Source organism: Oceanibaculum nanhaiense (assembly GCF_002148795.1).
GTDB classification, from domain to species: Bacteria; Pseudomonadota; Alphaproteobacteria; order Oceanibaculales; family Oceanibaculaceae; genus Oceanibaculum; species Oceanibaculum nanhaiense.
The window spans coordinates 295953-320661 of record NZ_MPOB01000003.1 but is presented as its reverse complement, the minus strand read 5'-3'; the positions used below and the strand labels follow the sequence as shown (position 1 = coordinate 320661).

Annotated in this window: 22 protein-coding genes; 11 read left to right on the top strand and 11 right to left on the bottom strand. The window is 66.4% G+C overall.

Going from position 1 to position 24709, the window contains the following annotated elements; translation table 11 throughout:
* Nucleotides 1–55 precede the first annotated feature (55 nt).
* Both BKM74_RS06825 and BKM74_RS06820 read left to right on the top strand, forming a co-directional pair.
* Nucleotides 56–925, top strand: a complete 870-nt coding sequence (locus BKM74_RS06825; RefSeq protein WP_086464942.1) for a dimethylarginine dimethylaminohydrolase family protein — start codon at nt 56–58, stop codon at nt 923–925.
* A 7-nt stretch (nt 926–932) separates the two neighbouring features.
* A complete protein-coding gene (locus BKM74_RS06820) occupies nt 933–1673 on the top strand; it encodes a TlyA family RNA methyltransferase (RefSeq protein WP_086464941.1) in 741 nt (246 codons plus the stop codon).
* 3 nt (nt 1674–1676) lie between these two features.
* On the opposite strand, the gene BKM74_RS06815 is transcribed toward BKM74_RS06820, so the two are convergent.
* The 6 genes from BKM74_RS06815 to BKM74_RS06790 form a co-directional block, all read right to left on the bottom strand.
* Nucleotides 1677–2099 carry a hypothetical protein gene (locus BKM74_RS06815; protein ID WP_086464940.1) on the bottom strand — a complete coding sequence of 141 codons (423 nt, stop codon included), beginning with the start codon at nt 2097–2099 and terminating at the stop codon, nt 1677–1679.
* Nucleotides 2100–2153: 54 nt separating this feature from the next.
* Nucleotides 2154–3938, bottom strand: coding sequence for a signal peptide peptidase SppA (sppA, locus tag BKM74_RS06810; protein WP_086464939.1), 1785 nt, complete (start codon nt 3936–3938; stop codon nt 2154–2156).
* A gap of 4 nt (nt 3939–3942) precedes the next feature.
* A complete protein-coding gene (gene aroC / locus BKM74_RS06805) occupies nt 3943–5031 on the bottom strand; it encodes a chorismate synthase (RefSeq protein WP_086464938.1) in 1089 nt (362 codons plus the stop codon).
* Nucleotides 5032–5034: 3 nt separating this feature from the next.
* Nucleotides 5035–5847, bottom strand: a complete 813-nt coding sequence (gene fabI, locus BKM74_RS06800) for an enoyl-ACP reductase FabI (RefSeq protein ID WP_086464937.1) — start codon at nt 5845–5847, stop codon at nt 5035–5037.
* Between the two features lie 223 nt (nt 5848–6070).
* A complete protein-coding gene (locus BKM74_RS06795; RefSeq protein ID WP_086464936.1) occupies nt 6071–7105 on the bottom strand; it encodes a DnaJ C-terminal domain-containing protein in 1035 nt (344 codons plus the stop codon).
* Between the two features lie 21 nt (nt 7106–7126).
* The gene (locus tag BKM74_RS06790) at nt 7127–7597 is read right to left on the bottom strand and encodes an RT0821/Lpp0805 family surface protein (RefSeq protein ID WP_086464935.1); all 471 of its coding nucleotides are present in this window, start codon (nt 7595–7597) and stop codon (nt 7127–7129) included.
* Nucleotides 7598–7869: 272 nt separating this feature from the next.
* Here BKM74_RS06790 and pdxH point away from each other — a divergent pair, with 272 nt between their 5' ends.
* The 5 genes from pdxH (at nt 7870) to BKM74_RS06765 (ending at nt 13428) form a co-directional block, all read left to right on the top strand.
* Complete coding sequence (gene pdxH / locus BKM74_RS06785) at nt 7870–8460, top strand: pyridoxamine 5'-phosphate oxidase (RefSeq protein WP_086464934.1); 591 nt, start codon at nt 7870–7872, stop codon at nt 8458–8460.
* Between the two features lie 18 nt (nt 8461–8478).
* Nucleotides 8479–9411, top strand: a complete 933-nt coding sequence (locus tag BKM74_RS06780; RefSeq protein ID WP_140056036.1) for a cation diffusion facilitator family transporter — start codon at nt 8479–8481, stop codon at nt 9409–9411.
* Nucleotides 9408–10943 carry a bifunctional aminoglycoside phosphotransferase/ATP-binding protein gene (locus tag BKM74_RS06775; protein ID WP_086464933.1) on the top strand — a complete coding sequence of 512 codons (1536 nt, stop codon included), beginning with the start codon at nt 9408–9410 and terminating at the stop codon, nt 10941–10943. Before BKM74_RS06780 ends, BKM74_RS06775 begins: the two co-directional genes overlap by 4 nt.
* 126 nt (nt 10944–11069) lie before the next feature.
* Complete coding sequence (locus BKM74_RS06770; RefSeq protein ID WP_086465072.1) at nt 11070–11852, top strand: SDR family NAD(P)-dependent oxidoreductase; 783 nt, start codon at nt 11070–11072, stop codon at nt 11850–11852.
* Between the two features lie 79 nt (nt 11853–11931).
* Complete coding sequence (locus BKM74_RS06765) at nt 11932–13428, top strand: thioredoxin-like domain-containing protein (RefSeq protein WP_086464932.1); 1497 nt, start codon at nt 11932–11934, stop codon at nt 13426–13428.
* 6 nt (nt 13429–13434) lie between these two features.
* Here BKM74_RS06765 and BKM74_RS06760 read toward each other — a convergent pair whose 3' ends face one another.
* The gene (locus BKM74_RS06760; protein WP_086464931.1) at nt 13435–14193 is read right to left on the bottom strand and encodes an SDR family NAD(P)-dependent oxidoreductase; all 759 of its coding nucleotides are present in this window, start codon (nt 14191–14193) and stop codon (nt 13435–13437) included.
* A gap of 261 nt (nt 14194–14454) precedes the next feature.
* Here BKM74_RS06760 and BKM74_RS06755 point away from each other — a divergent pair, with 261 nt between their 5' ends.
* Entirely contained in the window at nt 14455–15624 is a 1170-nt protein-coding gene (locus BKM74_RS06755; protein ID WP_086464930.1) for a TAXI family TRAP transporter solute-binding subunit, read from the top strand.
* A gap of 94 nt (nt 15625–15718) precedes the next feature.
* Nucleotides 15719–17704, top strand: coding sequence for a TRAP transporter permease (locus BKM74_RS06750; protein WP_086464929.1), 1986 nt, complete (start codon nt 15719–15721; stop codon nt 17702–17704).
* Between the two features lie 79 nt (nt 17705–17783).
* Here the strand turns inward: BKM74_RS06750 and BKM74_RS06745 are convergent, their stop codons facing one another.
* The 3 genes from BKM74_RS06745 to BKM74_RS06735 all read right to left on the bottom strand — a co-directional run bounded on the left by BKM74_RS06745 (nt 17784) and on the right by BKM74_RS06735 (nt 22017).
* On the bottom strand, nt 17784–19334 hold the full coding sequence (locus BKM74_RS06745) for a class I adenylate-forming enzyme family protein (RefSeq protein WP_086464928.1): 1551 nt from the start codon (nt 19332–19334) through the stop codon (nt 17784–17786).
* Nucleotides 19335–19356: 22 nt separating this feature from the next.
* Nucleotides 19357–20511, bottom strand: a complete 1155-nt coding sequence (locus BKM74_RS06740) for an acyl-CoA dehydrogenase family protein (protein ID WP_086464927.1) — start codon at nt 20509–20511, stop codon at nt 19357–19359.
* A gap of 84 nt (nt 20512–20595) precedes the next feature.
* Complete coding sequence (locus tag BKM74_RS06735; RefSeq protein ID WP_140056035.1) at nt 20596–22017, bottom strand: hypothetical protein; 1422 nt, start codon at nt 22015–22017, stop codon at nt 20596–20598.
* A gap of 162 nt (nt 22018–22179) precedes the next feature.
* On the opposite strand from BKM74_RS06735, the gene BKM74_RS06730 reads away from it, so the two are divergent.
* Together BKM74_RS06730 and BKM74_RS06725 are read left to right on the top strand one after the other, a co-directional pair.
* Nucleotides 22180–23001 carry an IclR family transcriptional regulator gene (locus tag BKM74_RS06730; RefSeq protein ID WP_086464925.1) on the top strand — a complete coding sequence of 274 codons (822 nt, stop codon included), beginning with the start codon at nt 22180–22182 and terminating at the stop codon, nt 22999–23001.
* A gap of 20 nt (nt 23002–23021) precedes the next feature.
* On the top strand, nt 23022–23885 hold the full coding sequence (locus BKM74_RS06725; RefSeq protein ID WP_086464924.1) for a hypothetical protein: 864 nt from the start codon (nt 23022–23024) through the stop codon (nt 23883–23885).
* On the opposite strand, the gene BKM74_RS06720 is transcribed toward BKM74_RS06725, so the two are convergent.
* Entirely contained in the window at nt 23879–24709 is an 831-nt protein-coding gene (locus tag BKM74_RS06720; RefSeq protein ID WP_086464923.1) for a ferritin-like domain-containing protein, read from the bottom strand. The genes BKM74_RS06725 and BKM74_RS06720 overlap by 7 nt on opposite strands.

Genomic DNA, 24709 nt, shown 5'->3' with positions numbered 1-24709 from the left:
ACCTGTCAATCCGACTTACTGCTTTACCTCCTTGATCTGAAACCGGACGACCACGATGACCGATACTCCGCCCCTGGCCCATGGCGCCGACAGCGATTATGGGCTGCTGACCGATGTGCTGCTGTGCGAACCCGGTAATTTCAAATGGTTTCCGGCCAATTCCGTGGCCGAGGAGACGTTGCGCCGGGGCACCTCCTTCGATCTGCAACTGGCGCAGCGGCAGCACCGCGAGATGGTGCAGGCGCTGGAGAGCGCCGGGGTGACGTGTCATTTCGCCGCGCCGGACCCGAACCTGCCCTATCAGGTCTATACCCGCGATCCCGACGTGATGACGCCCTGGGGCGTGCTGGTGACGCAGATGTTCCGCCCGCAGCGGGTCGGCGAGGTGGCGCCCATCGTGCGCTTCTACCAGGGCCACGGCATTCCGGTCTGGAACTGGGCCACCGCCGGCTCCATCGAGGGCGGCGACATCCATCTGGTGCGGCCCGGCACGCTGCTGATCGGCTATAGCGGCGACCGCACCAAGGAGGCTTCGGCCCGGCAGGTTGCCGGCTGGTTCGAAGGGCAGGGGTGGCAGGTGCGCTGCCAGCCCTTCGCCCAGCATTTCCTGCATATGGATCTGCTGTTCGCGATGGCGGCGGAGAAGGTGGCGCTGGCCTGCCTGGAGGTGCTGCCCGACGATTTCGCGGCCTGGCTGCGCGGTCTCGGCATCGAACTGGTGCCGGTCAGCTACAAGGAGGCGATGGAGCTGAACGGTAATGTGCTGGCGCTGGGCGGCGGCAAGGTGCTGTCCGCCGCCGGCTCGACGGGCGTGAATGCGAAACTGCGCGCGCTGGGCCTCGACGTGCTGGACCCGGACCTCACCATGTTCACCATGGGTGGCGGCGGGCCGCGCTGCATGACGATGCCGATCCGCCGGGCCTGACCGCCCGATGGCGAAGAAGCGCCTCGATGTGCTGCTGGTGGAACGCGGGCTGGTGGAGAGCCGCGCCCGCGCCCAGGCGCTGGTGATGGCCGGGCTGGTCTATTCCGACACCAGGCGGCTGGACAAGGCGGGCACGGCGCTGCCGGAAGACGCACCGCTGGAACTGAAGGGGCAGGATCACCCCTGGGTCTCGCGTGGCGGGTTGAAACTGCAACATGGGTTAGATCATTTCGGAATCGATCCGAACGGTATGACCTGCCTCGATGTCGGCGCCTCCACCGGTGGCTTCACCGACGTGCTGCTCAGCCGCGGCGCGGCTAAAATCTATGCGGTTGACGTGGGACACGGGCAGCTTGCCTGGAAGCTGCGGCAGGATGACCGGGTGGTCGTGCTGGAGCGGACCAACGCCCGGCATCTGACTGCGGAGCAAATCCCCGACGCCATCGATCTCGTGGTCTGCGACGCCAGCTTCATCGGGCTGGAGCTGGTGCTGTCGCGGCCGCTGGAACTGACCGGGCCGGGCGCTTTTCTGGTGGCGCTCATCAAACCGCAATTCGAGGTCGGCAAGGAACGTGTCGGCAAGGGCGGGGTGGTGCGCGATCCGGACCTGCATGAGGAGGTATGCCAGCGCATCGCGGGCTGGCTGGCCGCACAGCCGGGCTGGACGGTGCTGGGCATCGATCCGTCGCCGATCCTGGGGCCGGAGGGCAATCGCGAATTCCTGATCGCCGGCCGCAAGACGGCGTGATGCCTACATCAGGCTGCGGATATAGATATCGCTGACGACATTGCCGAACTGCTGGTTGAGCACCTCGATCGCCTTCAGCTTGAAGGTGCGGATACGCTGCTGGCTGGGCCTGCCGTGGGAATAGAGCTCGATGGCCAGCGGCAGGAGCATCGCATCGATCAGCTGGCTGTTCTGGGTCAGCGCGGTGCGGGCATTCAGATCCTTAGCCTCGATGGTGAGCGCCAGGCGGCCGGAGACCGGTTTCTCGTCGAGATAGAAATTGATGAGATAGGGGCCGACATTCACGAAGCGCACGGTGCTGCCGCTATCCGATTTGCCGCCGGATGCCGCACTGGCTGTCATCGGCGCGAATGTAATCGCGGCGAAGGCCAGCACGGAGGCGAGCATCAGGGCGACGAGCAACAGGTGCGGGGTGCGGGACATCATGCTGTTATCCTTGCCGGGTTTCTGCGGCAAAAGGAAGGCGCATTGTCGCGCCGGTCACCGCAGTTCCGGTAATGGCGTGCGCAGCGGCTGCGGCGCTTCCATCGCCCCGCCCAGCATTGTCTCGTAATGCGTCAGCAGCGCCGAGAGCCGCGACAGGCCGGACAGCGCCTGCAGGAAGTCGCCGCCGCGCAGCAGGTCGAGCATGGCCTGGAACGGGTCTTCCGGCGCCGGGAAAGGCTGCAGCTTCAGCGGTGCGCCCTGCGGCAGAGTCAGCAGCGTCCGCAGCGCCTGCTTCGCCTCGGCATAACCGCCGACTGCATCGACCAGGCCAACCTCCCCGGCATCGGCGCCGGTGAAGACACGGCCGCGCGCCGCCCGGTCGATCTGCACGCTGTCCAGCCCGCGCGCCGCTGCCGCCTTGCCGGTGAAATCGGCATAGATGCGGTCCAGCGTGCGTTCCATCTGCTGGCGCTGGGCGGTGGTGAAGGGTTCAAGCGGGCTGTACAGGCCGGCATTTTCCCCGGCCGCGACCCGGTCATGGCCGATGCCCAGCCGGTCCAGTGCGCCGGCGAACACGATCTTGCCGCCGGCCACGCCGATGGAGCCGGTCAGCGTCATCGGCTGCGCCACGATCCGGTCCGCCGCCATGGCGATGAAATAGCCGCCGGACGCCGCGACATTGCCCATCCAGGCGACCACCGGCTTGCCGGATTCCTTCGCGCGGCGGACCGCCTGCCAGATGCTGTCGGAGGCAACATAGGAGCCGCCCGGACTGTCGATCCGCAGCAGGATCGCCCGCACCGACGGGGCGTTCACCGCCGCGTCCAGCGCATCGGCCAGTTGTCCGGCGGCGGCCATATCCTCGCGGAACAGCCCGTCCGGTGCTGCGCGCACGATCGGGCCGCTGACAGTGATCAGCGCGATCTGTGCCGATGGCGCTTCGGGATTCGCGGGCGGGGTGCGGGCGTAGTCGCCCAAAGTGATCGGCCTTGCCTCGCCGCCGGCAAGCGCCAGCGCCGCCGCGCGTGCCTCGTCGCGGTAGCCCAGCCGGTCCACAAGGCGGTTCTCCAGCCCTGCCGTCGCGTTCAGCGGGGCGGTGTCGACCAGCGCGCGCAGCCGCTCGGGGGCGATATCGCGGCGCATGGCGATGTCGCCGATCATCCGGCCATACAGCGATTCCGCGATCTGCCGGTAATTTTCGCGTACCGGCAGGGTCAGGCTGCGTTCGGTCAGCGTCTCGACCACGCCCTTATATTCCTGCCGCCGCATCATCTGCGGCTCGATACCCAGCTCGTCCAGCGCCTCGCGCAGGAACATGAACTCCATCGATATGCCGGTCAGGCCGATATCGCCGGATGGTTGCAGCCAGATATGGTCGAAGGCGCTGGCGATGTAATAGGCGGTGTTGCCGGACTGGCCCTCGCCGAAGGTATCGGCGAAAGCGATGGTCGGCTTGCCGGCACTGCGGAAGCGCAGGATCGCCTGATGCAGCTCCTGCGCCTGCGCATGGCCAAGCTGGGCGTGGCTGAGATCGGCAAGGATGCCGCCGACGCGCGGATCGATGGCGGCGCGGTCCAGCGCCTCCAGGACCTGCCGCAGGCTGGATTGATGCTGCCGCCGGACGAGCGCCTGCACCGTACCGGTTTCCTGCTCCGGCAGCGGCCCGCCGAGTTTCAGGTGCAACAGCACGCGCGGCGGCATCTCCGGCGCCTGCCAGCGCGATTCATACTGTTCGAAAAGCTGCGCCGACAGCAGATAGAGGCCGCCGGCCACCACCACCACCACCAGGCCGACAAGGGCCAACAGGCCGACGATCACGCGGCGCAGCCAGCCCAGCATGGCGCTATACCTTCCCGGTCAGGGCGCGCTGGCGCAGCACATGGTCGGCCAGCACCAGCGCCATCATCGCCTCGCCCACCGGTACGGCGCGGATCCCGACGCAGGGATCGTGCCGGCCCTTGGTGCGGACCTCGACGTCACGGTTGTTGCGATCCACTGAGCGGCGCGGCGTGAGGATGGAGCTGGTCGGCTTCACCGCGAAGCGCACCACGATATCCTGGCCGGTGGAGATGCCGCCCAGAATCCCGCCCGCCTTGTTCGACAGGAACTCGACCTGGTTGCCGGCCATGCGCATCTCGTCGGCATTCTGCTCGCCGGTCAGAGAGGCCGCCTCGAAGCCGGCGCCGATTTCCACACCCTTCACCGCGTTGATCGTCATCATGGCGCGGGCGAGGTCGCTATCCAGCTTGTCATAGATCGGTTCGCCCAATCCTGCGGGGAAGCCGCTGGCCACCACCTCGATGACCGCGCCGCAGGAGGATCCCGCCTTGCGCACGCCGTCCAGATACTCTTCCCACTGCGCCGCCGCCTTGACGTCCGGGCACCAGAACGGGTTGTTTTCGGTCTCCGCCCAATCCCAGGCCGCGCGGTCGATGCCATGCGGGCCGACCTGCACCAGCGCGCCGCGGATCGCGATATCGCCGCCCAGAATATGATGCAGCATCTTGCGGGCGATGCCGCCGGCGGCCACGCGCATCGCGGTCTCGCGCGCGGAGGACCGGCCGCCGCCGCGATAATCGCGGATGCCGTACTTCGCCTGATAGGTGAAGTCGGCATGGCCGGGGCGGTACTGTTCGGAGATTTCCGAATAATCCTTGGAGCGCTGATCGACATTCTCGACGATCAGGCCGATCGGCGTGCCGGTGGTCACGCCTTCGAACACGCCGGAGACGATTTTGACCTCGTCCGGCTCGCGGCGCTGGGTGGTGAAGCGCGACTGGCCGGGCCGGCGCCGGTCCATCCAGTGCTGGATGTCGGGCTCGCTCAACGGTACCAGCGGCGGCACGCCATCGACGACGCAGCCGATGGACGGTCCGTGGCTTTCGCCCCAGGTGGTAAAGCGGAAGGCCGTGCCGAAGCTGTTGCCGGCCATGGCTCAGACGACGGAGATGTCGGGCGCGTCAACGGCCTTCATGCCGACGACATGATAGCCGCAATCGACATGATGGATTTCGCCGGTGACACCGGTCGAGAGATCGCTGAGCAGATAGAGGGCCGACCCGCCGACATCCTCCAGCGTCACATTGCGCTTCAGCGGCGAATTATACTGGTTCCACTTCAGGATATAGCGGAAATCGCCGATGCCCGAGGCGGCCAGCGTCTTGATCGGGCCGGCGGAGATGCCGTTCACCCGGATGCCGCGGTCGCCCAGATCGACGGCGAGGTAGCGGATGCTGGCTTCCAGTGCCGCCTTGGCTACGCCCATCACATTGTAATGCGGCATGACGCGCTCGGCGCCGTAATAGGTCAGCGTCAGCAGGCTGCCGCCATCATTCATCATCGGCACGGCGCGCTGCGCCACGGCGGTGAAGGAATAGCAGGAGATATCCAGCGTATTCAGGAAGTTGTCCCGGCTGGTATCGACATATTTGCCCTTCAGCTCGTCCTTGTCGGAATAGGCGACGGCATGGACGATGAAGTCCAGCTTGCCCCACTCCTTCTTCAGCGCGGCAAAGGTGGCGTCGATGCTGGCCTCGTCGGTCACGTCGCAGGGCAGCAGCAGGCTGGAGCCGATGGAGGCGGCCAGCGGCTCGACCCGCTTCTTCAGCGCATCGCCCTGATAGGTGAAGGCGAGCGTGGCCCCCTGCGCCGCGATGGCGCGGGCAATGCCCCAGGCGATAGAGCGATCGTTCGCGACACCCATGATGAGGCCGCGTTTGCCGGCCATAAGCGCCGAGGCGTTGGTCATCTAGTCCCCACTGGTACAGAAACGGGTCGAAAGAAAGGTCGGGCATCCTACACGAAAGCGCGAAGCAGGGTAAAGCTGCGGCATTGTTTCAGTTTGTAACGCTGGCGTTCGGTTTGCTTGTTCCGTCACCCCCGCAAACAAGTGCGGGGGTGACGGATATAGCTATGGTCACGGCCATCACAGCGCTCCCTCACCGCCCGGCGTATCTAGCACCGGCAGATGTCTATTCCATCCCCAGCGCCTTGCGCGGGTTGAAACTGTTCTTCGGCTTCCAGCGTTCCAGGAAATCGGTGAGCTCGCGGTCGGCCGGGTCGGGCAGCATGATGCGCAACCGCACATACTGGTCGCCGCGGATGCCGCTCTTGCGGTCCAGCACGCCCTTGCCCTTCAGGCGCAAGGTGGTGTCGCCGTTGGATCCGGCGGGAATGCGCAGTTGCACCTTGCCGTCGATGGTCGGCACGGAAACCGAGGCACCGAGGGCTGCCTCCTGTAACGCCACCGGCAGATCGAGATAGATGTTGATGTCCCGGCGCTCGAAATAATGGTGCGGCTTCACCGTGACCTCGACATAGGCATCGCCCGGCGGGCTGCCCTGGGTGCCGGGGCGGCCCTGACCCTTCAGGCGCAGCGTCTGGCCGCTTTCGGTGCCTGCCGGGATGGTGATGTCCAGCGACTTGCCGTCGGGGAAGGTGGCGCGCTTCTTGGCACCGGCGGCGGCTTCCAGGAATTCGATATCCAGCTTGTAGCGCACCTCCGCGCCGCGCTCGGTGTCGCGCGTCCTGGTCTTTGCGCCGGCTCCCTGACCGGCATCCGCCCGTGTCTGGCCAGCACCCGTTTGGCCAGCCCCTGCTTGCCCAGCACGGGCCTGGGCCTTCACATCCTCCGGCTTCATGCCGGCGGCACGGAAGAATTCCGAGAAGAAATCCTCGGCGGTACCGCTCGATCCGCCAAAGCCGAAGGGGCCGCGCGGGCGGCCGGAACTCGTGCGGGTGCCGGCGCGCGTGCCGCGATAGCCGCCGCCGGAGAAGCGCCGCTCATTGCCCTCCGCATCCAGATCGCCGCGGTCGAACTTGGCGCGCTTGTCGGGATCGGAGAGCAGGTTATAGGCGGTGTTCGCCTCCTTGAACTTGCGCTCCACATCCGGGTCGCCGGCATTCACGTCCGGGTGGTATTTCTTCGCAAGCTTGCGGAACGCCGCCTTGATGTCAGCCTGAGACGCGTTCGGCGCCACGCCCAACACGTCATAGGGATCGCGCATCTTTGTTCCTGTCCTCGCCGGTTATTCGACGATCTTCCAGCTGCCGTCCGGCTGGCGGCAGGCGGTGCCGTAGGCATTCTCGCTCTTGCCGCCAATGATGACGGTCTGCTGGAATTCGCGGCAATACTCACCGCTGGCGGTGGTGCCCTCGCGGACCGGCGTCACGCTGCCGGAATTGCCGCTGTTCGGGTTGTTCCAGGTGATGGTCTGGCCGACCGGGGCGGCCTGCGCGCGGTTCATCGCCGAAGTCGCGCGCTGACGGTCCACCTCGTCGAGATCGCTGCCGATCTGGTTGCCGAGGAAGCCGCCCAGCAGCGCGCCGGCGGCCACGGCTGCCAGCCTGCCCTTGCCGCCGCCGATCTGCGACCCGGCGACAGCACCGGCGATACCGCCCAGGATGGTGCCGGCGGTCTGCTTGTTCTCGTGATTGCCGTTCTCGCAGGCCGCGAGCAGCAGCAGGGCGGAAAGGGCGATAGCGGTTTTCTTCATCATCCCGATGGTGACCTTAATGCAGGTTTCCGGCGTTTGCTGCCCACCGGATGTCACACGATATTAGCGTAGGGCAGCACACAGACCCACAAGATAGTGAGACAAAGCCCCAATCCAACAGGATTTTTTGCAGATCGGCTCCGCGCCGGGCGGGGCCGTCGCGGCAGGCCGCGCTGTTCTGCCTGCATGGCTGTTTTTGCCAGTCACCGCTGGACCCGGCGGCAGGCTCTGACTACCTTAACCGCCAACCCGCACGACGCCGAGGCCCGACTTTAATGAGCGACACGCAGCACGACGATCCCTTCGATCTCTTCGCCAAATGGTTCGGGGAGGCGAAGGAGAAGGAAATCAACGACCCCAACGCGATGGCCGTGGCCAGCGTCGATGCCAGCGGGCGGCCGTCGATCCGCATGGTTCTGCTGAAGGATTTCGATGCGGGCGGTTTCGTCTTCTACACCAATTACGAAAGCCGCAAGGGCACGGAAATCCTCGGCAACCCGCAGACGGCGCTGCTGTTTCACTGGAAATCGCTGCGCCGGCAGGTGCGCATCGAGGGGCCGGTGGAGAAGGTGAGCGACGCCGAGGCCGACGATTACTTCCACAGCCGGCCCCGGCAGAGCCAGATCGGCGCCTGGGCCTCGCAGCAGTCGCGGCCGCTTGAAAGCCGCTTCGCGCTGGAGAAGGCGGTGGCGAAATATGCCGCCAAATACCCGGTCGGCACCATTCCGCGCCCGCCCTACTGGTCAGGCTTCCGCATCCGTCCGGATTATTTCGAGTTCTGGGAGGACCGGCCGTTCCGGCTGCATGACCGGCTGATCTTCAAGCCGGCGGGCAATGGCTGGGCGACCGAGAAGCTGTATCCTTAAGGACAAGGTCCGCATCGTATGACCGACGCCCCCGCATCGAATAACGCCAATGGCCGCCTGATGCGGCTGGCGAGCTATGTCGCGGTGTCGGTGGCACTGGTGCTGATCGCGGCAAAGCTGGGGGCGTGGCTGCTTACCGGCTCGGTGGCGCTGCTGTCCAGCCTGATCGATTCGGTGCTCGACGCCTTCGCCTCAATCGTCGCCCTGGTGGCGATCCGTCAGGCGCTGACCCCGGCGGACAAGGAGCACCGTTTCGGCCATGGCAAGGCAGAACCCATCGCGGCGCTGGGGCAGGCGGCCTTCATCGTCGGGTCAGCGCTGTTTCTCAGCGTCGAGGCGGTGCGCCGGCTGTGGTCGCCGCAGCCGGTCGGGCAGCAGGAAATCGGCATCGCCGTCATGGTGTTCTCGATCCTGGTGACGCTGGCGCTGGTTGCCTTCCAGGCTCATGTGATCCGCCGCACCGGCTCGCTGGTCGTCTCCGCCGACAGCCTGCACTACAAGGGCGACCTGCTGATCAACCTGTCGATCATCGCCTCGCTGGTGCTGACCGGCTGGTTCGATTTTCCGCTGGCCGATCCGGTCTTCGCGCTGGGCATCGCCGCCTATCTGCTGTGGAACGCCAAGGGGATCGGCGGCGAGGCGCTGGACATGCTGATGGACCGAGAACTGCCCGACGAGGAACGGCAGACGATCCTGGCGCTGGCGCGTGCCCACTCCGGCGTGCTGGGCGTCCACGATCTGCGCACCCGCGCCGCCGGGCCAATCCGGTTCATCCAGATGCATCTGGAACTGGATGGCGATACCCGCCTGGCCGAGGCGCACGAGATCGCCGATGCGGTGGAGGCGGAGATCGAGGCGGCCTTTCCGGGTGCCGACGTCATTGTGCATCAGGATCCGCACGGCATTCCGGATGCACCGCGCGAACCCAACCCGCCGGCGGGGGCGGCATGACTGGCGAGTCCCAGCAGGCCGTCGTCGATTTCCTGTCACGACCGGAGGCCTATGGCGTCGCCGGACCAGTGGAGCGGCTGGAGACCCACACCGCCCATGTCTTCCTGGCCGGCGAGCGGGCCTACAAGCTGAAGAAGGCGGTGCATTTTCCCTATATGGATTTCTCCACCGTCGAAAAGCGCCGGTCTTTCTGCGAGGAGGAACTGCGCCTGAATCGCCGCACCGCACCGGAACTCTATCTGGAAGTGCGGGCGGTGCGGCGTCTGCCCGATGAGACGCTGATTCTGGGGCAGGAAGAGGGGGAGGCGCTGGATTGGCTGGTCGTCATGCGGCGCTTCGACCAGTCGGCGCTGTTCGACGCGATGGCGGAACGCGGCGCGCTGACCGAACCGCTGATGGACGGGCTGGCCGATGCCGTGGCCGATCTGCACGAAGCGGCGGAACCGGCGCCGGATCGCGGCGGTGCACCGGCGTTCCGGGGGTATGTCGAGGGCAATGCGGTGGAGCTGGAGCGCGCCATCGGCACGGTGTTCGAGGCGGGCCGGGTCGAACGGGTCAATGAGGACTGCCGCGCCGCGCTGAAGCAGGTGGCCGGCGTGCTGGATGCACGGCGTTCGGCAGGCCATGTGCGGCGCTGCCATGGCGATCTGCATCTGCGCAACATCTGCCTGATCGATGACCGGCCGACCCTGTTCGACTGTATCGAGTTCAACGACGATTTCGCCCTTATCGACACGCTGTATGACCTCAGCTTCCTGCTGATGGACCTTGGCTATCGCGGTCTGCACGGCCCTGCCAACCGGGTGCTGAACCGCTATCTGGCGCAGACCGGCTATGACGGGCTGGCGGCGCTGCCGCTGATGCTGGCCTGCCGGGCGGTAATCCGTGCCCATGTGACGGCGCGGCTGGTTGATAGTCTGGAGGGCGAGAAGCGGGAGAGGGCGGCGGCCGAGGCGCGGGCCTACCTCGATCTGGCGCTGTCCTATCTCGATCCCGCTCCGGCGCGGCTGGTGGCGGTCGGCGGGTTGTCCGGCACCGGCAAATCGACGCTGGCGCGCGGTCTGGCGCCTGCCCTTGGCGGGGCCCCCGGCGCTGTCGTGCTGCGCAGTGACGTGATCCGCAAGCGGCTGTTCGGCGTGGCGGAAACCGAGACCCTGCCGCAGGAGGCCTACAAGCCGGAGGTCTCGCGCCGCGTCTTCGCGGAGATCGAGCGGCTGGCGGCGGAGGTGCTGGCGCAGGGCCATGCCGTGATCGCCGATGCGGTCTATGGCGAGGACTGGCAGCGCAGCGGCATCGCCGCCGTTGCCGGCAAGGCCGGGGTGGCTTTCGACGGGCTGTGGCTGGAGGCACCGCAGCGCGTCCTGGAGGAACGCGTCGATAACAGGCGCGGCGATGCCTCGGATGCTACATCCGCCGTGGTACGCGCACAGGCCGCCCGGATCAGGCCGCCTGCCGGCTGGGCAAGGGTCGATGCCGGCGGTGGCAGGGACGCGGCGTTGGTGGCGGCGCGGGCAGCACTGGGTATGCCGTAAATCTATTGAGAGTCGCTCGCAATACCTCCCGCGCGACCGCGCGATGGTATATGCTGCGCCGCAGAAGCTTCCACCTGTATCCCGTGCCATATCCGAGAGTGCGTCATGTCCGAGAATGCCTGCCCGATGGACCGCAAGACCGAGCCCGCCCCGGACCTTTCCGCGCCGGATCTGTCAGATGCCAAGACCTGCATCGTCACCGGCGCCAGCCGGGGCATCGGCCATTCCACCGCGCGCTATTTTCGTGACCGGGGCTGGAAGATAATCACCTGCAGCCGCGACGAAGCACCGGCGGAATGCCAGCGCGATCCGTACTGGACGGCGCATATCCCGACCGATCTGTTCGATCCTGCCAGCGTGAAGAGCTTCATCGACGAGGCGAATGCGCTGCTCGATGGCGGCCCGGTCCATGCGCTGATCAACAATGCCGGCTGGTCGCCCAAGACCGATTTCAAGGAAAGGCTGGGTTGCCTGAATGGCGATATCGACGCCTGGCAGCAGGTGTTCGAGCTGAACTGCTTTGCCCCCCTGCGTCTGGCGCGCGGCTTTGCCGCAGCATTGCACAAGGGCAAGGGCTCGATCGTGAATATCACCTCGATTGCCGGCCATTCGATTCACCCCTTTGCCGGATCGGCCTATTCGACCTCGAAGGCGGCGCTGTCGGCACTGACCCGCGAGATGGCGGCCGATTTCGCGCAGCTTGGCGTGCGGGTGAATGCGGTGGCGCCGGGCGAGATCGAGACCGCGATGCTGTCGCCGGAATATGAGATGCTGCTGCCGCGCATCCCGATGCACCGCCTCGGCAAGCCGGAGGATGTCGCCTCGACCGTCTTCGCGCTGTGCTCCGACCAGTTCGGCTATGTGACCGGCACCGAAATCTTCGTCACCGGCGGCCAGCACCTCTATTGAGGGCGCGCCGCGCGAATTTTTTCGTGTCCGCAGGGATCGAGCGGTTAAATTGGCACTGTCCGAAATGACAGGAGCTCCCATGCGAGCCGCCGCCGTCCGCGCGCCCGAGATCGACCGCCCCGGCCTCGTCTGGTTCAATGTGCCCGAGCCGCTGTCGCTGGCCGATCTGCGCGGCAAGCTGGTGATCCTGGATTTCTGGACCTTCTGCTGCGTCAATTGCCTGCACATCCTGCCGACGCTGAGGCGGCTGGAGCAGGCCTTCCCCGAGGATGTCGCGGTGATCGGCGTGCATTCGCCGAAGTTCGCCGCCGAGCGCGAGCCGGAGAATGTACGGCGCGCCATCGCGCGCCATGGTATCGCGCATCCGGTGGTGCACGATCCGGAGTTTCTGATCTGGCAGGAATATGCAGTGCGGGCCTGGCCGACGCTGATCTTTGTCTCGCCGGACGGCTATGTGATCGGCCAGCATTCCGGCGAACCGGATGCCGAGCGGCTGCTGGAAGTGGTCGGCCAGACCGTGAAGGACTACCGGCGCAAGGGCGCGATGGACCCGCGGCCGCTCGACCTCGCGCCGGAGGCGGTGCCCGCCGCACAATTCTGCTTTCCCGGCAAGATCAAGCCGCTGTCGGAGGCGCCGGAAGCCCCCGGAAAGCTTTGGATGCTGGCCGATTCCGGGCATCACCAGATCGTCCTTCTGGATGATGAGGGGCGGGAGCTGATGCGCTTCGGCAGCGGCGAGGCCGGCTTCGCCAACGGGCCGTCCGACCGGGCGCGGTTCCGCGACCCGCAGGGGCTGGCGGCGGATGCCGGGGCGATCTATGTCGCCGATACCGGCAACCACGCGATCCGCCGCATCGACCGGCAGACCGGCCAGGTCACCACACTGGCCGGCAATGGCCGGCGCGGCTATGTGCTGGAGAGTGCGGTGCCCTTCGGCGATGCCGAGCTGGCCTCGCCCTGGGATCTGGCGTTGTCCGGCGGCACGCTGTATTTCGCCAATGCCGGTACGCATCAGCTGGGCTATATCGATTTCGCCCGCGCCGAGGTGGTGCGGCTGGCCGGCAGCGGCGGCGAGAACATCACCGACGGACCAGCCAGGGAGGCGACGCTGGCGCAGCCCAGCGGCCTCGCGCTGTCGCCCGATGGCGGCACGCTCTACTTCGCCGACAGCGAGACTTCCGCGATCCGCGCCATCGTCAGCACGCCGGAAGGCCCGCTCGTGGAGACGCTTGTCGGCAAAGGGCTGTTCGAGTTCGGCCATTTGAATGGCGATTACGACAGCGCGCGGCTCCAGCACTGCCTCGGCCTCGACTGGTGGCAGGAAGCCGGGCCGGAAGGCGGGCTGCTGGTTGCCGATAGCTACAACAACGCACTGCGCGTGGTGGATTTCGCCAGCCGCACGCTGCGCGACCTCGATGACGGTTTCCTGTGCGAGGATTCGCTCTGCCTGCCGCTGGCCGAGCCTGCCGGTATTGCTGCGGATGGCAGCGACAGGCTGCTGGTCAGTGACACCAACAATCACCGCATCCTGGAATATTTCCCCGCCGCACGCCGCTACCGAACCTGGGCGGGGTAGGGGGGCTCAGAACATCCGGCCGCAATCGACCACGACGGTCTGGCCGGTGACCGCCTTGTTGGCGCAGAGATAGACCATCGCGTCGGCGATATCCTCCGGCTCCACCATGCGCAGCAGCATGGTGTTGGCGACCGAGCGGTCCTTGCGTTCGGCGGGCCAGGTATCGGTCCAGGGTGTGCGGGTGAGGCCGGGGGCGACCGCGTTAACGCGGATGTCCGGCCCCAGCGCCTTGGCGAGGTTGCGTGTCAGGTTGATAAGGCCGGCCTTGGCCGCGCCATAGGCCAGCGAGCTGGCATTGCCGCCCATGCCGGCGATAGAGGCGGTGGAGACGATGCAGCCGCGCGATTCGCGCAGGTAAGGCACGGCGGCGCGGGTGCAGCGGAATGGCCCGACCAGATTGGTGGACAGCAGCGTGCCCCAGAATTCCTCGGTCATTGCGTCGAGATCGGCGAAGGGGATCGGCTCCAGCGAGCCCGGCGTCGCCGCGTTGTTGATGAGGATGTCGAGCCCGCCCAGCGCTTTCGCCGCCGCCTCGACCATCGCCGCTGCCTGTTCCGGGTTGGACACGTCACCCGGCGCCGCTACCGCCGTGCCGCCGGCCTGCCGGATCGCGGCCACCGCTTCCGGTCCGCGCGGATCGTCGGCCAGATGATTCACCGCGACGGCAGCACCGCAGGCGGCCAGCGCCCGGGCGGTTGCTAGTCCGATGCCCGAGGCGCCGCCTGTGATCAGGGCGCGTTTTCCGGTGAAGTCGGCTTTCAGCATTGGGCTATCCTCCTGTTTCGATTGCCGGGCATGCTCCACGGCATTTATCGGCTTTTCAAGTTGGCTGTTGCGGATGCCCGCGGTGCTGGCTATTTTTGATGTGTGAAATTCAATTCCGCAAATGCCGAGTTGCGGCAGAGGAGTGAATACGGATGTATCCCCCTGTCGGTGGGGTACAGGCAACGAAACGATAACGCGGCCGCATTCGGCAAAACCGAGAAGAACCGGAGCGGCCGGTACCTTAAGGGAGGTAACTTATCCATGACATATCTGCGTTCGAAATCCGTCTGGGGCGCCGTTCTGGCGGCTGGCGTGGCGTTTTCCGCCGGTTCTGCCCTTGCCCAGGGCAAGGTCGATCTGCCCTCGACCATCGCCTGGACGGCCTATGATGTCGGCTCCGCCGGCTATAACCAGTCGGTCGCCATCGGCAAGGCGCTGAAGGATGCCTATGGCACCGATCTGCGCGTGCTGCCGGGCAAGAACGACGTGTCCCGCCAGGTGCCGCTGCGCGCCGGCAAGGTGCATTTCTCGGCCACCGGCGTCGGCGCCAGCTTCATGGCGCAGGAAGGCGTGTTCGAGTTCGGCAGCAAGGAGTGGGGCCCGCAGGAGAACCGCGTGCTGCTCGCCTCCAACAGCGAGGGCAATATGTCGGTCGGCGTCGCCGCCGATATCGGCATCAAGACCATCGCGGACCTGAAGGGCAAGCGCGTCGCCTGGGTCGTCGGCGCCCCGGCGCTGAACGAGAATGTCCGGGCGATCCTGGCCTTCGGCGGCCTCACCTGGGACGATGTGGTGAAGGTGGAATTCGGCGGTTTCGGCCCGTCCTGGGACGGCATCGTGAACGGCCAGGCGGATGCCGCCTTCGCCTCCACCACCTCGGGCAAGGCCTATCAGCTGGAAGCCTCGCCGCGCGGCCTGTTCTGGCCGCCGCTGCCGCATGGCGACAAGGAAGGCTGGAAGCGGCTGCAGGCGAACGCGCCGTTCTTCGCACCCAACATGGGCACGGTCGGCGCCGGCCTGTCGGCGGAGAAGCCGCATGAGGGCGCTGCCTACCCCTACCCGATCCTGATCGCCTACCCGACACAGGACAAGGGCCTCGCCTATTCCATGACCAAGGCGATGGTCGAGCAGTTCCCGAAATATAAGGGGGCGGCACCGGGCATCAATGGCTGGGCGCTGGACCGGCAGATCCTGAAGTGGGCGGTGCCCTATCATGAGGGCGCCATCGCCTATCTGAAGGAAGCCGGCGTCTGGAAGGACGCGCATCAGAAGCACAATGACAAGCTGATCGAGCGTCAGCAGGTGCTGAAGAAGGCCTGGGCCGAGGTCACCGCCAAGAAGATCGGCGACGATGAGGCCTTCAAGAAAGCCTGGATGGAAGCCCGCGCCAAGGCGCTGGAAGCCGGCGGCTTCGACGTGGTCTATCGCTGATCGACGCCAGTCTGAAGACGGCGCCCGGAATCCCACCGGGCGCCGTTTTTTTCCTTATCCTTGACCCATTCCGTTTCGCGCAGGGCTTCCCTCGATGACTTCGGCAGAGAATGATGGCGCTGATGGCGCCAAGTCCCTATCGGATGTGCTGCAGTACCGTACGATCCACGGCCCGCTGAGGACAATTTTCGTCATCCTTACGCTGGCTGCCGTGCTGCTGTCGGTAAACCAGCTGTTCAATCTGCAGCTGTTCGGCATCGTTATTCTGGACAACCGGTATCTCTATTCGCTGGCCGGTATCTTCCTCTGCCTGACCTTTATCGTCTTTCCGCTGCGCGGGAAGGGCGATACCGCAGGTGCGGTGCCCTGGTACGATATCCTGCTTGGCGCCCTGTCTCTGGCGGTCGCCGGCTATTTCATCTGGACCGGCGAAGAGGCGCTATCCTCCGGCTGGGAATATGCCGCACCCCAGACGGCGATGATCCTGTCCTTCGTCTTCTGGATCCTGATCCTGGAGGCGACGCGCCGCACCGGCGGTACCATCATCTTCGCCATCGTGCTGCTGTTCTCGCTGTATCCGGCCTTCGCCGACAAGGTGCCGGGGCCGATTTCCGGCTATCCGCTGCCGCTTGAAGACGCGATTGCCTTCCACATCGTCTCCAGCGAAAGCTCTTTCGGCATTCCGATGCGGGCGTTCGGCGAGCTTGTCGTCGGCTTCATCGTGTTCGGCGCCGCCCTTCAACAGACTGGCGGCGGCAGGTTCTTCAACGATCTGGCGCTGGCGCTGGTCGGCCAGTTCCGTGGCGGCGCGGCGAAGGTCGCGATCTTCGCCAGCGGCTTCATGGGCTCGATGAGCGGCAGCGTGATCTCCAATGTGCTGACCACTGGCGTGGTGTCGATTCCGGCAATGCGCCGCACCGGCTTCTCGCGCGAATATGCGGCCGGGACCGAGGCCTGCGCCTCCACGGGCGGCGTGCTGATGCCGCCGGTGATGGGCACTACCGCCTTCGTCATGGCCTCCTTCCTCGGCATTCCCTATATCGAGATCGCCATGGCGGCTGCGCTGCCCTCGATGCTGTATTATTTCGGCCTGTTCGTGCAGCTCGATTCCTATGCCGCGCGGCGCGGCCTGAAGGGGCTGGAGCGGGCCGAGGTGCCGAGCCTGCGCGAAACCTTCCGCGAGGGCTGGCAGTATCTCTTCGTGTTTGCGGTGCTGATCTTCGTGATGGTGGTGTTCCGCCAGGAAACCCTGGCGCCGTTCTACGCCACCGGCCTGCTGCTGGTGATCACCCAGATTTTCCCGAGCACGCGGCTGTCCCTCGACGCCTTCCTCAGCCTCGTCCAGGCCATCGGCCGCTCGCTGGCGGAACTGGTGTCGGTGCTGCTGGGCGTCGGCCTGATCGTCGGCGCCTTCTCCGCGACCGGCCTTGCCGGCACGCTGGTGAACGACCTGCTGTTCATCGCCGGCGATGCCACCATCGTGCTGCTGATCATGGGCGCCATCACCAGTTTCATCTTCGGCATGGGGATGACCGTCACCGCCTGCTACATCTTCCTTGCCATCGTGCTGGCCCCGGCGCTGGTGCAGGCCGGTATGAACCCGCTGGCGGTGCATCTGTTCATCATGTACTGGGGCATGGTGTCCTTCATCACGCCGCCGGTGGCGCTGGGCGCCTTCGCGGCGGCCACCATTGCCGGGACCGGGCCGATCAAGGCCGGCATCGCGGCGATGCGGCTGGGCAGCGTGATCTATTTCGTGCCCTTCTTCTTCGTACTGAACCCGGCGCTGATCGGCCAGGGCACGACGGCTGAGGTGCTGCTGGTGCTGGCGACGGCCTTCCCCGGCGTCTGGCTGATCGCCTCGGCGACGCAGGGCTATCTCGCCTTTTTCGGCAAGTTCGCCGATGGCTGGGCCAGCCTGTTCAACCGGGCGCTGCTGTTCGTTGGTGGCATCTTGCTGATCTTCCCCGGCTTCGAGGAATTCCATCTGAGCCAGATCGAGCTGACCGCCATCGCGCTGGCGCTGGTCGGCGCGTCGCTGCTGCTGGAAACCGGCAGGCGGAAACTGGCGGCGGCCTGACCCAACCTCCCTGTCCAAACGACATCACCCCCGGCGCCAGTCCGGGGGTGATTGTTTCTGGGTAGCTGTAGCGTGCGGGTTACAGGCCTGTGGCTTCCTGCTGCAACTGGTGGCGCAGGATCTTGCCGGTCGGCGTCGCCGGCAGCGTGTCGCGAATGAGGTACTGCGAGGGATGCTTGTAGGGCGCCAGCCGGTCGGACACGAAGCTGTCCAGCGCCTCCGCCGTCACGCTGCGGCCGGGGATCGGCTGCACGAAGGCGACCACCTCCTCATTGCCGTCGCGGGACCGGCCAACGACCACCGCCATCGCGACATCGGGATGGCTGGTGATGACGCCCTCGACCTCGGAGGGATAGACGTTGAAGCCGGAGCGGATGATGAGTTCCTTCAGCCGGCCGACGATATAGAGGCTGCCATCTTCTTCCATGCGGGCGAGATCGCCGGTCTTCAGCCAATGGTCCGGGGTCAGCACCTCGGCGGTGCGCGCGGGATCGCGGAAATAGCCCTTCATCACCAGGCCGCCCTTCACCCACATCTCGCCGACGCCGCCGGTGGGAACGTCCTTGCCGGTGGCGGGATCGACCATGCGGACCTCGACGCCATCCAGCAGCGTGCCGACGGAATCATCGTCGCGTTCCTTGCCGATCATCGTCATGCAGACGGTGGGCGCGCTTTCGGTCAGCCCATAGCCATTGTTCAGCGGGATACCGAACATCGATTCCACCCGCTGCTTCAGCGACAAATCCAGCGGCGCGCCGCCGACCGACATGTAGCGCAGCTTCGGCGCCCGGACCGGCTGGCCGGTGCTGGCCGCGAGGCTGACCAGATGGCTGAACATCGCCGGCACGCCATGGAAGGTGGTGATGCCATCCTCGGCCAGCGACCGCGCCGCCTCCGCCGGGGCGAAGCGCGAGACCAGCTTCAGCTGCGCGCCACGATACATATTGCCAAGGAACACCGAGGCCAGCCCGAAGACATGGCTGATCGGCAGCACGGCATAGACCTTGTCGGCCGGCGTGGTCAGCCGCGCCTGGCTGCTGCGCCCGGCAATGAACAGCAGATTGCCGTGCGTCAGCATGACGCCCTTGGGGTTGCCGGTGGTGCCGGAGGTATAGATCAACGCCGCTACCCGGTCGCGCTGTGGCCCGAAGGCGGGCATGCGATGGGCGACAGTGTCGGCGGGCGCATAGAGCAGCCCGGCCTCCTTCAGGCTGGGGGCCTCTCGTGCGCCATGCCGTTCGGCATGGGCCAGGGCGTCTTTGGAGACGTCCGTGGTGTAGAGCGTGAGGCGCGGGCCGGCATGCTTGCGGATCTCGTCGATCTCGCGCACCGACAGGCGCGCGTTCAGCGGAATCGCCCAGGCGCCGAGCCGCATCGCCGCCAGCATGCCGGCAATCGCGCCGATGCTGTTTTCCATGACGAACAGTACGCGGTCGCCGGCTGCGACGTCGTGCGCGCCGAGGAAATAGGTCAGCCGGTCCACGGCCTGGCCAAGCTGGCCATAGCTCCAGACGGTGCCTTCCTGGTCGATGGCGGGCAGGTCGGGGGCGGTCTCGACCCAGTGCCGGATCGAGCCCCAGACATTATCGTAGATATCCAGCGCCGGCGTATCGGCGTGTGTGGGGCGCATGGCGGCGGCTCCTTCCGCCGGCTTAGCCGGCGAACCGCTTCAGCATTTCGCGGGCGATGATGAGCTGCTGGATCTGCGAGGTGCCCTCATAGATGCGGAACAGCCGGACATCGCGGTAGAAGCGCTCCACATTATATTCCGCCAGATAGCCGGCGCCGCCATGGATCTGCACGGCGCGGTCGGCGACACGGCCGACCATCTCCGAGGCATAGTATTTCGCGCAGGCGGCTTCCTGGATGGTGTTCTCGCCACGGTCGCGCTTTTCCGCCGCGTCCAGCACCATCATCTTGGCGGCGTAGCATTCGGTCTGCGAATCGGCCAGCATCGCCTGGATCAGCTGGTAATTGGCGATGGCCTGGCCGAACTGCTTGCGCTCGGTGGCGTAGCGCAGACTTTCCTCGATCAGCCGCTGGGCGACACCGACGCAAGCCGCGGCGATGTTGATGCGGCCCCGGTCCAGCACCTTCATCGCGGTCTTGAAGCCCATGCCTTCCTTGCCGCCGATGATCGAATCGGCGGGGATGCGCACATCCTCGAAGATGACGTCGCAGACATGCGCGCCCTTCTGGCCCATCTTCTTGTCGGCCTTGCCGAATTTAAGGCCGGGCAGGCCGTTCTCGACGATGAAGGCGGAGATGCCGCCGGCGCCCTTGTTGTCCGGGTCGGTGCGCGCCATCACGGTGAACACGCCGGCATGCGGCGCGTTGGTGATGTAGCGCTTGGTGCCGTTCAGCACATATTCATTGCCGTCCATCCGCGCGCTGGTGCGCAGCGAGGCGGCGTCGGAGCCGACATCCGGCTCGGTCAGGCAGAAGCTGCCGATGATCTCGCCGCTGGCCAGCTTCGGCAGGTATTTCGCCTTCTGCTCCGGCGTGCCGTCATTGACGATGCCCTGCGAGCCGATGCCGTTATTGGTGCCGATGATGGAGCGGAAGGCGGGCGAGGTGTAGCCCAGCTCGAAGGCCAGCTTCACCTCCTCGGTCACGGTCAGGCCGATGCCGCCATATTCCTGCGGAATCGACAGGCCGAACAGGCCCAGCTCCTTCATCTCATTGACGATATCGTCGGGGATCTTATCGGCCTCATCGACCTGCCGCTCAATCGGCACCAGCCGTTCGCGGATGAAGCGGCGGACAGTCTGGACAAGCTGGTCGAAGGTTTCCGGATCGAGGGCCACGATGTCACTCCCATATGCGTTTCTTTAGCGGTTGCCCGACTATAGGAAAGCGAAAGGGCATTCTGCAATGCGAAATTGCAAGAATCAGAGCAGCCGTGCGCAGCCGATGAAACCGAGCACGGTCGCATAGGCCATCAGCGTATAGACGCCGTTCCAGCGCCAGGATATCTGCGTGCCCGGCCGGTTCAGCAGCCGGCCGAGGATCAGGCAGGGGATGGAGAAGGGGGAGCCGGGCAGCGCCAGCATCCAGCCGGAGGCCAGGGCCAGCGCCAGGATCGTCGGCTCGACCGGCAGGCCGGGCACCCGGATCAGCGCGCCGCCCAGCACCACGACCGAGATGATCGGGTTGAAGGCGATTTGCGAGGCCAGCGGCACGATGGCGATGATGATGGCCAGCAGCAGCAGCGGCTGGTCCTCGAGCGGCCGGATTGCCGCCGCCACCAGCTCCGGCGGCAGCAGCGCCGCCACCAGCACGCCGATGAAGGCGGAGGAGCTGAGGGTCAGTGTCTCCGGCGAGGCGTTGGGGAAGGACATCGTCACGATCTGCGACAGCCGCTGCCCGGCAGCGGCGATGGCGGTTCCAAGACCTTGCCCGGTATTTTGCAGCATGATCCAGACCAGCACCACGCAGGGGATGGCGGTGATGAGCGCCGGCACGATGGGGATGTCGAGCGCCAGTTTCACCAGCACCACCGACCCGGCCAGGGCGAGACAGATGAACGCCATGCCGCCGAATGCCCGCCACGGGGCCGGCGGTGGCGGCGGCCGCTTGATATGGGCGCGGGCGCGCTGGAATTTGTGCCAGCGCACGCGGTCCTCCAGCCAGCCGACCCCCAGCATGATGAGGGTGAGGACAAGCCCCAGCGTCAGCAGCCGCGCGGCATCGACGCCCGGCAGCAGGCTGATCATCAGCGCCTGGGTGATGGTGGCGGGCGACCACAGAAGGATGGTGGGGAAGCCGCGCAGCACGGCGGAGATCTGGCGCTGTTCGCGGATTTCCGCCAGCGCCGGGTCGCCGCTTTCGACGCCGCGCCGGATCATCGGGCCGAGCAGGTTCAACACCCCGAAATTCAGCAGCAGGCCCAGCAGATGGCCGCCGACATGCAGCGCCGCATAGCGCCGCCCCGGCGGCTGCTGGGTGAGATAGATGCCGCATTCCAGCACGTCGGGGGAGGTTGCCGCCGCGGTACGCAGCATGCCCAGCGTCAACAGGAAGGTCGCCATGTAGGTCGCGGTATCCAGCCCCTGCAGCAGGATCGCCAGCGGATCGTCCTGCCAGAGGATCGCCAGCGCGGTGAGGAGCGCCGCGACCGACAGCAGGACCGCCTCGCGCCGCCCGAGCCTGTGCAGGCAGCCCAGCACGAAGGCCAGATAGGCTGCCGCCGCCACATATTGCGCGTCGTGCAGGCCGAAGGCCCGCTCCGCCAGCGTGGCCAGCACCACGAGCAGCAGGGCAAGCCCCAGGACAGGGCGGGCCGGCAAGGCTGGCTGAATCTGTGACGCCATTCCGTTATGATCCGTGGCCGGTTTGTTGCGGTGGTTTGTGCCACGGGGTGGATATATTCCGCGTGGCAAAACGAAATTCCGTTATACTGATGTGATAGTAAAGAGAATGCTGCGCTGCAACAATGCGCGGCGGATAGCGGACGGGGTTGCACGGGGCACATAATGCTGAAATCTGTGGACGTTGGCGGGAAGAGTGCGCCGCTCTACGAGGACGATCTTCTGGATGAGGACGCGAAGGAGCGGCAGTTCGTCACCGCGCTGGCGCGGGGACTGGACGTGCTGCGCTGCTTCCGGCCCGGCGATGTCGGGCTCGGCAATCAGGAGATCGCCGAGCGCACCCGCCTGCCGAAGCCGACCATCTCGCGCCTGACCTACACGCTCACAAGGCTGGGGTATCTCACCTATTCCGAGCGGCTGGGCGTCTATCAGCTCGGCTCCGGCGTGCTGGCGCTGGGCTATGCGATGCTGTCCGGCCTCGATATCCGCGAACGCGCCCGCCCGTTGATGCAGGAACTTGCCAACGACGCCAACGCTTCGGTGGCGCTGGGCACCCGCGACCGGCTGTCGATGGTCTATGTCGAATGCTGCAAGGGGCCGGGCACGGTAACGCTGCGGCTCGATGTCGGCTCGCGCGTGCCGATCGCCACCACGGCGATGGGGCGCTCGCTGCTCAGCGTGCTGCCGGAGACCGAGCGCACCTATCTGATGGACTCGATGCGCGAGCGGTTCCCCGACCGTTATCCGGATGTGAAGGCCGGCATCGAGAAGGCGATGGAGGAGATGGACCGTTACGGATTCTGCCTGTCGCTGGGCGACTGGCAGTCCGATGTGCATGCGGTGGGGGTGCCGCTGCTGTCGGCGGACCGGTCGGCGGTGTTCGCACTGAATTGCGGTGGCCCGTCCTTCATCCTGTCGCCGGATTATCTGAAGAATGAGGCCGGCCCGCGCCTGGCCGAGATCGCCCGGCAGTTGACGGCGCGTTAGGCCCGGTCAATCCTGCGGCCATGATGTCCACGATCCAGAACTTCGTCGCCGGCCCGTTCGGCCAGAGCGCCTTCTTTCCGTTCATCGCCGCCCTGCTGGTGGCACTGGTGATGCGGCTTGCCGGCGGGCCGGGGCGCGGCGCGCTGCTGGCCGGTGTCGGTATCCCGGTCGGCTGGCTGGTCTGCTACTGGCTGACCTTCGGCCTGCCGCCCTTCCTGCCGCCGGCAGCCTTGCCGAAACTGGCGCATGTCGGGATTGCCGCCGCCGTGCTGGGCTTCCTGCTCGATACACGGCCGGTGAAGCGCTCGACCGCGCTGGCGGTGGCAGTGCTCGGGCTGGCCGGCGTGCTGGTCTGGCTGGGCTGGAGCCCGCTGTTGCGCACGCCACTGGGCACCGGCATCGCGCTGGCCCTCTGCTGGGCGCTTGGCGGCATCGCGCTGTGGCGCCTGACGCTGGTGGCCGAGGATGGCGCGGTCGCTGCGGCGAAGCTGCTGGCGGCGGGGTTTGGCCTAGCGCTGGTCGTCACGCTGACCGGCAGTGCCGCCTATGGCCAGATGGCGGGCGGCATGGCCGCTGCCATTGCCGGCTATTTCGTGCTGGCCTGGCTCGCCTTTTCCAGCCCGTTCGGTGCCGCTGCACTGTTCGCCGGGGTGGTGCTGATGGCACTGGCCGGGATGGCGGCGTTGTTCGGCAATGCCAATCCCATCGCACTGGCGCTGCTGGTGCTGTGCTTTTTTGGCGATCCGCTGGCGGCGCGTCTGCGCTTCGGTTCCGGCGGGGTGGCGAAGCTGCTGGTGCCGGTGATGCACGGGCTGGCGGCCTTGCTGCCGGTTGCGGCGGCGGTGCTGGTGTCGCTGCTGCTGGGCGGCGGCCTACCTTACTGAGGGGCGGTCTTCAAAGGCATGGCCAGCGGCTCGTAATAGACCGCCTTGAAGTCCGCGAGGTCGCGTGAGCGCGTGTTGAAGGGCGGCTTAAGCAGGCCGCGGAAATATCGCCGAACAAGATCGTGGTAGGTTGAAACCGGCTCGACCCCGCGCCGTTCCGCCTCCCATTCGAACCAGCGCCGCCCGGCGGCGACATGGGTGATCTCGTCGTCATGGATGATCTGCAACGCCCCGGCGCTGGCCTCGTCGCCGGCGGTGCGCAGTTTTTCGACCATGGCCGGCGTCACGTCCAGCCCGCGCGCCTCCAGCACCAGCGGCACCACGGCAAGCCGCGCCAGCAGGTCGTGCGCGGTGTTCTGGCTCGCTTCCCACAGCCCGTCATGGGCGGGCAGGGCGCCGTAGAAACTGTCCAGCGCCGCCAGCCGGTCGCACAGCATCAGGAAATGCCGCGCCTCATCATCCGCCACCCGCACCCAGTCATCGAAGAAGCCGCGCGGCAGATCGCAGCCGGCAAAGCGCGCCGCGATGTCCCAGGCCAGGTCGATGGCGTTCAGCTCGATATGCGCCAGCGCGTGCAGCAAGGCGGCGCGTCCGGCGGGCAACGCCGTGATCTTGCGCTTCTTCACCCGGTTGGGCGGCAGTAGCTCCGGCTTTTCCGGCCGCGCCGGTCGGTCGGGCGGGATGGCGCTGCCGATTTCGACCAGCACACCCTCGCGCCAGGCCCCGGCAACCTGGCGGCCGAGCCGGGCCTTCTCCACCGGGTCGCGCGTTTGCAGCACGGCGACAGCGGCCTCGGTCAGGCTCGTGAAAGGCAGGATTTCCAT